Source organism: Bradyrhizobium sp. ISRA430, assembly GCF_029909975.1.
In the GTDB taxonomy this organism is placed as follows: domain Bacteria; phylum Pseudomonadota; class Alphaproteobacteria; order Rhizobiales; family Xanthobacteraceae; genus Bradyrhizobium.
The window spans coordinates 4,631,273-4,644,201 of the sequence record NZ_CP094516.1; the positions used below are offsets into that span (position 1 = coordinate 4,631,273).

At 65.4% G+C, this 12,929-nt stretch carries 12 protein-coding genes; 8 read left to right on the top strand and 4 right to left on the bottom strand.

All coding sequences use genetic code 11. The features are described 5' to 3' along the window. The first annotated feature begins 102 nt into the window (after window positions 1-102). The 4 genes from cysD (at window position 103) to MTX21_RS22130 (ending at window position 5,718) form a co-directional block, all read left to right on the top strand. A complete protein-coding gene (gene cysD / locus MTX21_RS22115; protein WP_280971132.1) occupies window positions 103-897 on the top strand; it encodes a sulfate adenylyltransferase subunit CysD in 795 nt (264 codons plus the stop codon). Window positions 898-917: 20 nt separating this feature from the next. Next, on the top strand, window positions 918-2,855 hold the full coding sequence (gene cysC, locus MTX21_RS22120) for an adenylyl-sulfate kinase (protein ID WP_280966802.1): 1,938 nt from the start codon (window positions 918-920) through the stop codon (window positions 2,853-2,855). Between the two features lie 416 nt (window positions 2,856-3,271). Next, window positions 3,272-5,437, top strand: a complete 2,166-nt coding sequence (locus tag MTX21_RS22125) for a malate synthase G (RefSeq protein WP_280966803.1) — start codon at window positions 3,272-3,274, stop codon at window positions 5,435-5,437. 80 nt (window positions 5,438-5,517) lie between these two features. After that, window positions 5,518-5,718 (top strand): CsbD family protein, encoded by a 201-nt coding sequence (locus MTX21_RS22130; protein WP_280966804.1) that lies wholly within the window; start codon window positions 5,518-5,520, stop codon window positions 5,716-5,718. A gap of 277 nt (window positions 5,719-5,995) precedes the next feature. Here MTX21_RS22130 and MTX21_RS22135 read toward each other — a convergent pair whose 3' ends face one another. Further along, window positions 5,996-6,151, bottom strand: coding sequence for a Thivi_2564 family membrane protein (locus MTX21_RS22135; protein ID WP_145927457.1), 156 nt, complete (start codon window positions 6,149-6,151; stop codon window positions 5,996-5,998). Window positions 6,152-6,418: 267 nt separating this feature from the next. Here MTX21_RS22135 and MTX21_RS22140 point away from each other — a divergent pair, with 267 nt between their 5' ends. After that, window positions 6,419-8,515, top strand: a complete 2,097-nt coding sequence (locus MTX21_RS22140) for a methyl-accepting chemotaxis protein (protein ID WP_280966805.1) — start codon at window positions 6,419-6,421, stop codon at window positions 8,513-8,515. 140 nt (window positions 8,516-8,655) lie between these two features. On the opposite strand, the gene MTX21_RS22145 is transcribed toward MTX21_RS22140, so the two are convergent. Beyond that, entirely contained in the window at window positions 8,656-9,312 is a 657-nt protein-coding gene (locus MTX21_RS22145) for a DUF2865 domain-containing protein (RefSeq protein ID WP_280966806.1), read from the bottom strand. A 22-nt stretch (window positions 9,313-9,334) separates the two neighbouring features. After that, window positions 9,335-10,117, bottom strand: a complete 783-nt coding sequence (locus tag MTX21_RS22150; protein WP_280966807.1) for a L,D-transpeptidase — start codon at window positions 10,115-10,117, stop codon at window positions 9,335-9,337. A gap of 213 nt (window positions 10,118-10,330) precedes the next feature. On the opposite strand from MTX21_RS22150, the gene MTX21_RS22155 reads away from it, so the two are divergent. From MTX21_RS22155 to MTX21_RS22165, 3 genes are all read left to right on the top strand, one after another. Beyond that, entirely contained in the window at window positions 10,331-11,446 is a 1,116-nt protein-coding gene (locus MTX21_RS22155; protein WP_280966808.1) for an AI-2E family transporter, read from the top strand. Window positions 11,447-11,524: 78 nt separating this feature from the next. After that, window positions 11,525-11,896 carry a DUF883 family protein gene (locus MTX21_RS22160; protein ID WP_280971133.1) on the top strand — a complete coding sequence of 124 codons (372 nt, stop codon included), beginning with the start codon at window positions 11,525-11,527 and terminating at the stop codon, window positions 11,894-11,896. Between the two features lie 79 nt (window positions 11,897-11,975). After that, window positions 11,976-12,431: a hypothetical protein gene (locus MTX21_RS22165; RefSeq protein WP_280966809.1), complete on the top strand. Its 456-nt coding sequence runs from the start codon at window positions 11,976-11,978 to the stop codon at window positions 12,429-12,431. A 91-nt stretch (window positions 12,432-12,522) separates the two neighbouring features. Here the strand turns inward: MTX21_RS22165 and MTX21_RS22170 are convergent, their stop codons facing one another. Then, window positions 12,523-12,915, bottom strand: a complete 393-nt coding sequence (locus MTX21_RS22170; RefSeq protein ID WP_280966810.1) for a hypothetical protein — start codon at window positions 12,913-12,915, stop codon at window positions 12,523-12,525. Window positions 12,916-12,929: the final 14 nt, after the last annotated feature.

The following is a 12,929-nucleotide window of genomic DNA, read 5'->3' on the forward strand; positions in this document are numbered from 1 at the left end:
ATGCATCTTCTCAAGGACGATTCCGCAGCCGACGGACTGAGCAGCCCAGCGCTCGCCGAGCGCGTGCGCGCGCAAGAATTTTCTGCCGACCTTGCCCCGAGCATGGACCACCTCGATCAGCTCGAGGCGCAGAGCATCTACATCTTCCGGGAAGCCTTCGCCCGGCTGAAGAAGATCGCCCTGCTGTGGTCGCTCGGCAAGGATTCCAACGTCATGATCTGGCTGGCGCGCAAGGCGTTCTTCGGCCGCATGCCGTTCCCGGCCCTTCACGTCGATACCGGCAAGAAGTTTCCGGAGATGTATCGCTTCCGCGATCACTACGGGAAAGAGTGGGAGCTCGACCTCCGCGTCGATCCCTGCCCGCCGATCGATGCCGTCGATCCGACCTTGCCGCCGGCGGCGCGGTCGGCCGCGCGCAAGACCGAAGGTCTGAAGATGGCGCTCGCCAAATACGGCTTCGACGGCCTGATCGCCGGCATCCGTCGCGACGAGGAGGCGACGCGCGCCAAGGAGCGCGTGTTCTCGCCGCGCGGGCTCGAAGGCAATTGGGACGTGCGCGACCAGCCGCCGGAATTCTGGGACCAGTTCAACGCCTCGCCGCCCCCGGGCGCGCATCTGCGCATCCATCCGATCCTGCATTGGACCGAGGCCGACATCTGGGCCTACACCAAGCGCGAGAACATTCCGATCATCCCGCTCTATCTGTCGCAGAACGGCAAGCGCTACCGCTCATTGGGCGATGCCGACATCACCTTCCCGGTGAATTCGACGGCGGCGAACATCGACGAGATCCTGATCGAGCTCGAACAGACCAAGGTGCCGGAGCGCGCCGGCCGCGCGCTCGACCACGAGACCGAGGACGCCTTCGAGCGCCTGCGCGTCGCCGGCTATCTCTGACCTCAGGACGTAACGCGGCTATGAACATGATCGTCACCACGGCTTCGCCCGCCACTCCGAACGGCACCACGTCGATGCCAAATGGCACGACGCGACCGCAAGTCCGCATCGTCATCGTCGGCCATGTCGACCATGGCAAGTCGACGTTGGTCGGCCGTCTCCTGCACGAGACCGGCAGCCTGCCCGAAGGCAAGCTCGAGATGCTCAAAGCCGTCAGCGCGCGGCGCGGCATGCCGTTCGAATGGTCGTTCCTGCTCGATGCGCTGCAGACCGAGCGCGACCAGGGCATCACCATCGACACCACGCAGATCCGATTCCGCACCAATTCGCGCGACATCGTGCTGATCGACGCGCCCGGCCACGCCGAATTCCTGCGCAACATGATCACCGGTGCCTCGCAGGCCGACGGCGCGGTGCTGATCATCGACGCGCTCGAAGGCGTGCGCGACCAGACCCGGCGGCACGGCTATCTCTTGCATCTGCTTGGCGTGAAGCAGGTCGCGATCGTCGTCAACAAGATGGATCGCGTCGACTTCGCCGCCGACCGCTTCAAGGCGATCAGCGACGAGATCTCCACACATCTCGAGGGCCTCGGCGTGACGCCGACCGCGATCATCCCGATCTCCGCCCGTGACGGCGACGGCGTCGCCGAACGTACCGACCGCATCGGCTGGTACAAAGGTCCGACCGTGGTCGAGGCGCTCGACCGGCTCGAGCCTGCGCGCCCGCTCGAAACGCTGGCACTGCGCCTGCCCGTTCAGGCGATCTACAAGTTCGACGACCGCCGCATCGTCGCGGGCCGCATCGAATCCGGCAGCCTCAAAGCGGGCGACGAGATCGTGATCATGCCCGCCGGCAAGATCGCGAAGATCAAGACGGTCGAGAGCTGGCCGGTGACGCCGGTCGCGACGCGGCAGGGCGCGGGACGATCGGTCGGCATCACGCTCGACCGCGAACTGTTCGTCGAACGCGGCGACATCGTCGCGCATGCTGGCACCGCGCCGCGCGACACGCGACGGCTGCGCGCGCGTATCTTCTGGCTGCACGACAAGCCGCTTGCCAAGGGCGACCAGCTCCTGGTGCGCTGTGGACCGAAGGAGAGCCGCGCCACGGTTGTCGCGATCGAGAAGGCGGTCGATCCCGGCGAATTGTCGAGCACCGAGAACAAGGCGATCGGCCGCAACCATGTCGGCGAGATCGACATCTCTCTTTCCAATCCGATCGCAACCGATCCCTACACCGAGAATCCGCGCACCGGGCGCCTCGTGATCGAGGTGTCGGGACGCATCGCCGGCGGCGGCCTGGTGCTGTCCGTCGATGCCGGCCAGCGCGCCGTGCCCGTCGACATCGTGCCGGTGGAATCGGCGCTGCGGCCCGACGAGCGCTCCGCGCGCTACCGTCACAACGGCGCGGTGATCTGGCTCACCGGCCTGCCCGCATCCGGCAAGTCGACGCTGGCGAAGGCGCTGGAGCGGCGGCTGTTTACGAATGGCGGCTCTCCCATCCTGCTCGACGGCGACACGCTGCGCGCCGGACTCAACGGCGATCTCGGCTTCTCCACCGCCGATCGCAGCGAGAATATCCGCCGCCTCGCCGAAGTCGCCACGCATCTGGCGCGCAACGGCCATATCGCGATCGTCGCCGCCGTCTCGCCGGCCCGCGAGGACCGCGCCGCCGCGCGCCGCATCGCCGACACCGCGTTTCGCGAGATCCATGTCGCAACGCCGGCAGCCGTGTGCGAGGAGCGTGACCCCAAAGGCCACTACAAGAAGGCTAGAGCCGGCGCGCTTGCCGCCTTCACCGGCATCGGCAACGACTACGAGACGCCCAAGGCCGCCGAGCTCGTGATCGACACCTCGGCGCGGACGGTCGCGGATGCGACGGATGAGATCGAGCGCATGCTCAAGGCGACCGGCGTGCTGTTCGACGAGATGGTCGACCTCGCGGCGAATATTTGAGGCGGCTCTTTCGCGAGAGGCGTCGCGCTTGATCCGCACAAGCGACCGCGTCCCCTCCCCCCTTGCGGGGGAGGGCTAGGGAGGGGTGCCACACGGCATACTCTCTCAATCATTAAGCGAAGCGCTCGCTCCGTCGATTTCGGACACACCTTTTCTTGGGCTACCCCCTCCCCCGCCCTCCCCTGCAAGGGGGAGGGAGCGCACTGTGCCTGCTTCGCGATCGAGGCTCCCTTCTGAGCAAGAGCTCAGCACGCTAAGCCGCACCACTTCTTGACATTTTGACAAGCGTTTAGGGGCCTTCTCACGGCCCCGGTTTTGGGGCTAATAGGGCCCCGAAGCCGTCCTTTGCGGGCGCATTTTGCTGCTGTCGGGTCAAAAGCAGCCCAAAACAGCCAATTCCAACAAGAAAGCCCATCATGAAACGCGTCGACGCCCATGGATTGAAGATCGCCCCGGTCCTGTTTGATTTCATCGCCAAGGAAGCGGCCCCGAAGACAGGCATCGCGCCGGACGCGTTCTGGGCCGGGCTGGCCGCCATCCTTGGGGATCTTGGGCCGAAAAACCGGTCGCTGCTTGCGGTTCGCGACACGCTCCAGGCCAAGATCGACGACTGGCACCGCGCCAACAAGGGCAAGCCGTTCGACATCGATGCCTACACCGCGTTCCTGAAGGAGATCGGTTATCTCCTGCCCGAGCCGGCGACGCAGAAGGTCGAGACAGCCAATGTCGACGAGGAGATCGGCAATATCTGCGGCCCTCAGCTCGTCGTGCCCCTCACCAATGCGCGCTACGCGCTGAACGCGGCGAACGCGCGTTGGGGCTCGCTCTATGACGCCTTCTACGGCACCGACGCGATCCCGCATGATCCTTCCAATACGGCTAAGGGTTACAACAAGGCGCGCGGCGACAAGGTGATCGCCAAGGCCAAGGCGTTCCTCGATGCTGCCGTGCCGCTGGCGACCGGCAGCCACACCGACGTCACCGCCTACAGCGTCGTCGCCGGCCAGCTCGCGGTGAAGCTGAAGAGCGGCAATGCCACCGCGCTGAAGAACGCAGGCCAGTTCGCGGGCTTCCAGGGCGATACGGCGGCACCTTCCGCGGTGCTGCTCGTCAACAACGGCCTGCACGTCGAGGTCAAGATCGACCGCAATAACCCGATCGGCAAGGACGATCCGGCCGGCGTCGCCGACATGATCATGGAGGCCGCGGTCTCCACCATCCTCGACATGGAGGACTCGGTCGCCGCGGTCGATGCCGAGGACAAGGTGCTGGTCTATCGCAACACGCTCGGCCTGATGGACGGCACGCTGTCGGCAGATTTCGAAAAGGGCGGCAAGACGCTGACGCGTGCGCTCAACGCCGACCGCAGCTACAAGACGCCGGACGGCAAGGGCGAAGTCAAGCTGCATGGCCGCAGCCTGCTCCTGATCCGCAACTGCGGTCACCACATGTTCACCGACGCGGTACTGGACGAGACGGGCGAGGAGATTCCGGAAGGCATCCTCGATGCCGCCGTCACCGGCCTTCTCGCTATCCACGACCTCAAGGGCCTGTCCAAGGTCAAGAACAGTCGCACCGGCTCGGTCTATATCGTCAAGCCGAAGATGCACGGCCCCGACGAGGTGGCGCTGACCTGCGAGATCTTCGGGCGCGTCGAGAAGATGCTGTCGCTGCCGGAGAACACGCTCAAGGTCGGCATCATGGACGAGGAGCGGCGCACCACCGTCAACCTCAAGGCCTGCATCCAGCAGGCCTTGAAGCGCATCGTCTTCATCAACACCGGCTTCCTCGACCGCACCGGCGACGAGATCCACACCTCGATGGAAGCGGGTCCGATGATCCGCAAGAACGAGATGAAGGCGCAAGCGTGGATCAAGGCCTATGAGGACTGGAACGTCGACATGGGCCTGATCGACGGGCTGCCCGGCCATGCCCAGATCGGCAAGGGCATGTGGGCCGCGCCCGACAAGATGGCGGACATGCTGGCCCAGAAGCTCGCACATCCGCAGGCCGGCGCCACCACCGCCTGGGTGCCCTCGCCGACCGCAGCCACGCTGCATGCGCTGCACTATCACCAGGTCAACGTGATCGCGCGCCAGCAGGAGCTCGCCAAGGGCGGTCCGCGCGCGAAACTTTCCGACATCCTCACCATTCCGGTGTCGAAGTCGAACTGGGCGCCCGACGACGTCAAGCAGGAGATCGACAACAACTGCCAGGGCATTCTGGGCTATGTCGTGCGCTGGATCGACCAGGGCGTCGGATGCTCCAAGGTGCCCGACATTCACGACGTCGGCCTGATGGAAGACCGTGCGACCTTGCGCATCTCCAGCCAGCATCTCGCCAACTGGCTGCATCAGGGCGTCATCACCGAGCCACAGGTGATGGAATCGCTGAAGCGCATGGCCGTCGTCGTCGACAAGCAGAACGCAGGCGACGCGCTCTACAAGCCGATGGCGCCGTCCTTCGACGGCGTCGCCTTCAAGGCCGCGTGCGACCTCGTCTTCAAGGGCCGTACGCAGCCGAACGGCTACACCGAATACATCCTCACCGCCCGCCGCCGCGAGGCCAAGGCCCTGGGCTGATCAGGCGAAACGTCGCGGCGCGCAGCGGAACGGCGGCGCGCCGGTCGCGTTGTCCGGCCATCAACCGATTGGAGATGGTCATGGACTGGAATCGGATCGAAGGAAACTGGAAGCAGTTCAAGGGCTCGGCCAAGGAGAAGTGGGGCAAGCTCACTGACGATGACCTCAGGCTGATCGAGGGCCGTCGCGAACAACTCGAAGGCCGGCTCCAGGAACGCTACGGCAGAGCCAAGGACCAGGTTCGTCAGGACGTCGACGACTGGCTCAAGTCGCTGCACTAGAGCGGCATGCAACCAGCCCCGGCGCACGCCGGGGCTTTTTTGTTGGAAGGCTCGTAGCTGCGCCGATGAATCCATCATCGTCGTCCTGGGCAAGCGAGCGCTTGGCAACGCGCAGCGTTGTCCAATAGCGAGCGCCGATCCAGGACCCATTACCACCGCTCTGCGTGCTAGCACACTTGCTGCTCGCAGTGCCGCGCCGCAACTGAATCCTGGGGTAATGGGTCCTGGCTTTCGCCAGGACGACATCGAACAAATTGAGCTTGGATTCGCTGCTCCGCTAGAACACCGTGAGATATTTCAGCAGCGACACGACACCGATAATGATGACGATGATGCGCGCAATCTGCTTGGCGCGGCCATCCATCGGCAGCATGTTGATGAGATAAAGAACGAGAATAACGACGAGAAAGGTGACAAGTACGCCGATCAGCATTGCAAAGCCCCCTTCAGGCGATTCCTAACGATGTCCTAACGCGAGCCACGCATTCCCGGTTCCACGTCGGCAAGTCACTGCAATTTCCGGTTGCCAAGCCGGCGTCGGGCGGAGCGCTCGCAGAATTCACCGGTAACGATCTGTTAAGCCCGCGACTTGTCCGCTCTCCGCGCACAAGTCGCAGGCTTCGTCGAGCACGTAACGTGCGCGTTACAGGTCTATTTATCCCTTTTTGCGAAAAAATGCGGGGTTCGGGGGGATTCCATCATGCTTCGACGTCTGACTGTTTCGGCGCTGCTCCAGTCCGTCATCGCACTTCTCGCCGCTTGCGTGGTGGCGCTGCTGGTAACGACCGCCTGGCAATCCTGGGAGCGGCTGCGCGCGACCGGCCACATCGCGGCCGTCGCCGAGGCCTCCGCAAATGCCTTCAAGGCGATGCACAATCTGCGCACCGACCGCTCGTCGACGCCCCGGGTGCTGAACGGCGAGGCGCCGGTGTCACCCGAGATCGAAAAATTCCTCCGTGGCATTCACGACGCCGAGGTGCCGGCGATCCGCGCCACCGCTGCGCTGCTGCCGTCGATCCCGTTCGCCGAGGAGGCGACGCTGCTGGATCAGTTGAACCGGCAACTCGACAAGCTGGGGGCGCTCCAGACCGAAGCCTGGGACGAGATGCGTAAGCCGAAGAAGGCGCGGCGGGCGGCGCTGTCGAAGGAGTACACGGACCAGACCGGCGCACTGCTCGGAACGCTCGAGACGATCTCGGCGCGACTGACCGCAGTCGTCAATCACAACGATCCGCTGATCGACCAGCTCCTGTCGATCAAGCAGGCCGCCTGGCTCTTGCGCAATACCGCTGGCGAGGCCTCGGACCTCGTCGCCAGCGGGTTGGTCGCGACCGGGAGCCTGCCGCTGGAAGCGCAGCAGACCTACACCAAATCCGTCGGCGCGATCGAGAACGCATGGAGCGGGCTGGAATCCTCGACCTTGGGCATGAAGCTGTCTCCGGAGCTCGCCAGCGCGATGGGCGCGGCCAAGGCCGCCTATTTCAATCCGGACTATCTCGCGCTACGCGACCGGCTGATCGACCAGATCATGGTCGGCTCGAAAACCGACATGAGCGCCGATCAGTGGACGCCGCTGACCTCGCAGCGCATGGGCACCGCGGTCGCGGTGGCCGAGCGCGCGCTCGACGAGGCCCGCGACGATTCTGCCGTCCAGTACGCGGCGGCGGGTCGTGCGCTCGCGGTGCAGCTCGCGATGCTGCTGTTCGCAATACTGCTGACGGCCGGCGCGATGATCACGGTCACCCGCCGCGTCATCCGCCCCCTGCACAATATCCGTGACGCCGTGCTCAAGGTCGCTGGCGGCGACCTGACGGTCGACAGCGGCTATCTCGACCGCCAGGACGAGATCGGCGCGCTCGCCGGCGCGCTGGAGACATTCAAGCAGCAGGCGGCCGACAAGCTGAGAATCGAGGCGCAGGAGCGCGAGCACAATTCGGTCGCGGCAGCGCGTCAACGGGCAATCGAGCTTCATGTCGGCGAGTTCGAGGGCATGGTGCGCAACACCCTCGACCGGCTAAACCAGGCCTCGGGCGAGATGCGCAAGACCTCTTCAGAACTCTCCGCGGTCTCGCGTCAGACCAACGAACGGGTACAGATGGCCGGCAAGGCCTCAGGCGACGCCTCCATGAGCGTCGACAGCGTCGCTTCGGCGGCCGAGGAGCTCAGCGCCTCGATCAACGATATCAGCCAGCAGGCCGCGCATGCCGCAGGGATCGCCGGCCGCGCCGTCAGCCAGGCGCGCGAGACCGACGGCACCGTGCAGGGCCTGGCGAAGTCTGCCGGGCGTATCGGCGAGGTCGTCGGCCTGATCAACACCATCGCGGCCCAAACCAACCTGCTGGCGCTCAACGCCACGATCGAGGCGGCGCGCGCCGGCGAGGCAGGCCGCGGCTTTGCGGTGGTTGCATCCGAGGTGAAGTCGCTGGCGAGCCAGACGGCGAAAGCGACCGAGGAGATCTCCGAGCAGATCGCCGACATCCAGAGGGTCGCGGGCGACGCCATCAACGCGATCCAGGCAATCGGCGGTATCATCGGCGAGGTCAACGAGGTTGCCACCGCCATCGCCGCCGCCGTGCAGGAACAAGGTGCGGCAACGCAGGAGATCACCCGCAGCACGCAATATGCGGCGCAGGGCACCAAGAACGTCTCGGACAACATCACCGGCGTCAAAGCCGACGCCGACACCGCGGCCGGCGCGGCGGAGAACGTGAGACAGGCTTCGGAGATGCTGGAAACCCAGAGCCATCAGCTCGACCAGCAGGTCAGCGACTTCCTCGGCAAGATCCGGGCGGCGTAGGGCGCGGCGGCGTCACACCCTCAGTGTCGTCCCGGCGAAGGCGGAGATTGAGGCGGGAGTGTCGCAACTCACGCGACGTCGTCCTGGCGAAAGCCAGGACGACGGTGGAGCGATGACCCGACCGCCCTACCCCACCGTCCCTACTCCTTCGCGACCACCGGCAGATGGCGGAATTTGGCGCGGACCTTCGCCGGCAGCGGGGAGAAGTTCATCGCGCCGCCACCGCGATCGTCGGCGTTGCGATTGGCGACGACCAGGCCGTTCCGGCCGGCGACGATGTCGCCCTTGCGCAACGTCGGGTCGTCCTCGACCTTGACCGGCGCGAGTCCGACCGTGTCCTTGCCGTTACAGGTGCAGCCCGTCACGATCTCGTTGCGATAGCGGAATGCGTTCGGCAGGTCGGAATAGGATTGTCCGCTGTCGGTCGTGGCGTCGTCGATGTTGCTGCCATAGACCAGCGAAGTTTCCGCGGCCGGGCAAAAGCTCTTGCAGGATTGCGCCTTGCTCTCGGCGTCATTCCCTTGCGCCGGGAAGTAGCGTCCGTCGCAACCGCGCACGCAATAGGCCGCGCCGCCGCCGTAGACCGCCCGCGAGCGTGGTGTGTCGTAACGCGGCATGTCGTCGGTCGGGAACGGCAACTGGATCTGTGGCGGCGGCCGCAGGCGGAAACCGCCGAACAGCGCCGAGAAGAAATCCTCCGCATACGCTGGCGGCGTCGTCAGCGCGAGGCTGAGGGAGGCGGCGGCAAATAGCGCCGCCGCGGTCAGGGCCGGTTTGCTGATCGAACGTCTCGTCATGCGACCTCATGTACTCTTCAGTTCACGACGACGCCGAGATGTTCAGGGCCTGGCGGCCGGAAGGCTGCGTCGTCACCGCCGGGCGCTTGCGCACGGGATCGCCGCTCCTGTCGCCCCCGCTTCCCTTGGCCATCAGCGGCGCGTTCTTCGGCAGCACCACGACCCTGGCGCCGAGATTGACGCGGCCGAACAGGTCGATGACGTCCTCGTTGGTCATGCGGATGCAGCCGGAGGAGACGAACTTGCCGATCGTGGTGGGATCGTTGGTGCCGTGGATCCGGTATTCGCTCGAGCCGAGATATATCGCGCGTGCGCCGAGCGGATTGCCCGGGCCACCGGCGACGAAACGCGGCAGATAGGGCTGGCGCGCGATCATCTGGGCCGGCGGATGCCAGTCCGGCCATTCCGCCTTGCGCGCGACGTTCTGCACGCCCGACCAGGTGAAGCCCTCGCGGCCGACACCGACGCCATAGCGAATGGCGCGGCCGTTGCCGAGCACATAATAGAGATAGGTGTTGCCGGTATCGATGACGATGGTACCGGCCGGCTCGCTGCGGTCGAAGCTGACGATCTGCCGGCGAAGGCGCTCGGGCAGCGCGGTATCGTCGGAGGTTTGCGGCTCCTCGCTCAGGGTGGCCTGCGGAGCAGCCTGGCCGTGCGAATACGCCAGCGGCTGCATCGGCGCATAACCGAACATCTGGGCGTGCGCGGCGCCGAACGGCGCGGTCAACAATGCGGTCGCGAAGGCAAGCGCGGTGGCGGCGCGCGGCGAGAAGCGGCGGCGGACTGCAGATAACTTTGTCATGTGCTGCCCCATGGGATGTGTGCATCTGGGTGATGACGCACTGCCCCAACAAACGCCGCGGGACCGACTCAGGTTCCGAGGCCCTTTGCGGCAGCGACGTCACAGTCAAGCGAGTGCTTCTTCGCGAAGGCGCGACGGAACCCACATACGCCTGGCGCGTTGTGGCTTCATCAATGGGCGCGCGGAGCAGATTTTCCGTGCGGGAGAGGTATTGTGCGCGTCCTTCCCAGTGAACGTCTCATTCCCGGCAACGGCGAGGGCGCACCACTTTCCGACAGCCACCGCGAGCTGCCGCCCATCATCCGTCGTACCGAGTTCGTCGCGTTTGCGCTGGCGGGGCTGCTGGTGATTGCGATCGCCGCCGTGCTGTATGTCGGCAAGGCGTTCTTCCTGCCCGTCGTGATGGCCTTCGTCACCGGCACGATGCTGTCGCCGGCGGCGAGCTTCCTGGAGCGGCGGAAGGTACCGCGCGCGCTCGGCGCGGTGCTGATCGTGATCGCGGTGACCACCGTCGTCGCCTTCGTCGTCGCGCTGATCGCCTCGCCGGCGATGGAGTGGCGCTCGCGCCTGCCGGAATTGGGTGCGGAGCTGAAGGAGAAGCTGCACGTCTTCGATCGGCCGCTCGCGTTCTGGCAGGAGCTGCAGACGATGGTCGGCGGCAGCCCGGATGGGCTGCCGAGCTTCCAGATGCCGAAATTTGAATGGGTGCAGCCGACGCTGGAATTCCTGTCACCGACCTTCACCGAATTCCTGTTGTTCTTCGCCACCCTGATCCTGTTCATCGCGAGCTGGCGCGACCTGCGGCGGGCGCTGATCATGACTTTCAGCGACCACGACGCGCGACTGCGCACGCTTCGGATCCTCAACGAGATCGAGATTCATCTCGGCAATTACCTCTTGACCGTGACCGTCATCAATATCGGCGTCGGCATCGCCACCGGGATCGTCTGCGCGCTCACCGGCATGCCCAATCCCGCCGGGCTCGGCGCACTCGCCGCGACGCTGAACTTCATCCCGATCATCGGGCCGATCGCGATGTTCGCGGTGCTGGTGGTGGTGGGGCTTGTCGCCTTCCCGACCATCGGCGGCGGCCTCGCCGCCGCGCTCGCCTTCGGCGGCATCACCTTCATGGAAGGGCACTTCGTCACGCCGACGATCATCGGCCGGCACCTGGCGCTGAACGCACTGGCCGTCCTGCTCGCGCTGGCGTTCTGGACTTGGATGTGGGGACCGGTTGGCGCCTTCCTGTCGTCGCCGCTGCTGATCGTCGCCCTGATCGTGAAGGAGCATCTTTTGCCGGCGGATTCGCCGCAGCTTCCGCAGGACTGACCGGTTTCCGGTAACGGAACTTACGCGATGGCGAAACGTTTCCCGGTCATCTCAGCCGCCAACAATTCGGAGCTCGTGATGTCGACGACCAATGGCGAAACCGGGATGAGCGACTGGACCGACAAAGCCACCAGAGAACGCCTCGAGAAGGATGTAGCAGCCGTGAAAAGCGATATCGCAACCCTCACAGAACAGATCACCGATGCGCTCAACACCTTCGCCAATTCCGCCGGCAAGCAGGCGCGGCGCGGCTATCGCCAGGCGCGCCAGAACATGGATTCGACGATGGAGGACATGTCGGACCGCGGCAGCGCGATGATGGACGCTGCACAGGACGCCTACGGCTCGATCGAGGAGACGCTGGAGGACGCGATCACGCAGCGCCCGCTCGCGACCGTCGGGCTCGCACTCGGCATCGGCTTCCTGATCGGCATCGCCTGGCGTCGCTGACGATGCGGAACGACCGTTCATTGAATTGATGGCGGCGCTCCGCGCCGCCGCCGGCGTGTGGGGGTTGAGGAGCAAGGCCATGTTTCAGCGCATCATCGACAGCATCAGCGCCTCGACCGGCACGACGCTGCGGCTGACCTCGCTTGCTGCAGGCGCCGCCCTCGCGCTCTTCATCACGACAAGCTTCCTGTGCGCGGCAGCGTTCATCGCGGTCCTGGAGAAATATGGTCCGGTGCAGGCGTGCCTCACCGGCGCCGGGGTCTTCTTCCTGCTCACGCTCGCAGCGGCCGGCACGTATTTGGGCTACAAGCGGGCCGTGGAGAATCGCGCCCGCATCGCCGCCGAGCGCGCAGCGAAGTCGGCGGCGCACAGCATGCTGGCCGATCCCATGCTGCTCGCAACCGGGCTTCAGATCGTCCGTGCCATCGGCGTCAAGCGCCTGCTGCCGATCCTGGCCATCGGCGGCGTCGCGCTCGGAATCTTGGCGAGCCGCGCTGGCGCGCCTGAAGACGCCTCGGCCGAGCCGGCCGAATGAACGCCAGAGCAAATTGAATACGACCTATTGCTCAGGTACCTCTCCCGAGCGGGAAAAGGTGAACCGCGTTCTTGGCTCGCAACGAGCGGTATCAGGTCACGCAGCGACCAGGCTGAAGCAGCTTTGCGACCTCGGTGAGCGAACTCACCATCGGCTCGCAGGCGACCGTCGGCTTGCTGCGACCCTGCTTCTGCAGCAGAAGCGAAGGCTTGGCGTTGCCGGTCTCGATTACCGCAGGAACCCGCAGCAGGATCGACGTGTCGGCGAGATCGTTGAGCCGCATCGAGACGGTCCGGGTGGAAACCGCCGCCGGCTTCGGCTCGGCGAGCCGATCCGCCTTGCCGGCACGATTGACGAGGTGGCCTGGCTTGTCGGAAATCGCCTGCCAGCGGTCGGCGAGATCATGGCCGGAGGCCAACTGCACTGCACCAAGCGTCGCGGCAATTGCGACGGCGCTCAAAAATACCTTTTGAATCTGTGACATGAGTGTTCGTCCCT

What these genes read in the sequence shown, in the direction of transcription:
- MTX21_RS22135 (WP_145927457.1), bottom strand. Translation starts at nt 6,151, where the DNA reads ATGCTGATCGGCGTACTTGTCACCTTTCTCGTCGTTATTCTCGTTCTT.
- cysD (WP_280971132.1), top strand. Translation starts at nt 103, where the DNA reads ATGGACCACCTCGATCAGCTCGAGGCGCAGAGCATCTACATCTTCCGG.
- MTX21_RS22140 (WP_280966805.1), top strand. Translation starts at nt 6,419, where the DNA reads ATGCTTCGACGTCTGACTGTTTCGGCGCTGCTCCAGTCCGTCATCGCA.
- cysC (WP_280966802.1), top strand. Translation starts at nt 918, where the DNA reads ATGAACATGATCGTCACCACGGCTTCGCCCGCCACTCCGAACGGCACC.
- MTX21_RS22150 (WP_280966807.1), bottom strand. Translation starts at nt 10,117, where the DNA reads ATGACAAAGTTATCTGCAGTCCGCCGCCGCTTCTCGCCGCGCGCCGCC.
- MTX21_RS22125 (WP_280966803.1), top strand. Translation starts at nt 3,272, where the DNA reads ATGAAACGCGTCGACGCCCATGGATTGAAGATCGCCCCGGTCCTGTTT.
- MTX21_RS22160 (WP_280971133.1), top strand. Translation starts at nt 11,525, where the DNA reads ATGTCGACGACCAATGGCGAAACCGGGATGAGCGACTGGACCGACAAA.
- MTX21_RS22165 (WP_280966809.1), top strand. Translation starts at nt 11,976, where the DNA reads ATGTTTCAGCGCATCATCGACAGCATCAGCGCCTCGACCGGCACGACG.
- MTX21_RS22145 (WP_280966806.1), bottom strand. Translation starts at nt 9,312, where the DNA reads ATGACGAGACGTTCGATCAGCAAACCGGCCCTGACCGCGGCGGCGCTA.
- MTX21_RS22130 (WP_280966804.1), top strand. Translation starts at nt 5,518, where the DNA reads ATGGACTGGAATCGGATCGAAGGAAACTGGAAGCAGTTCAAGGGCTCG.
- MTX21_RS22170 (WP_280966810.1), bottom strand. Translation starts at nt 12,915, where the DNA reads ATGTCACAGATTCAAAAGGTATTTTTGAGCGCCGTCGCAATTGCCGCG.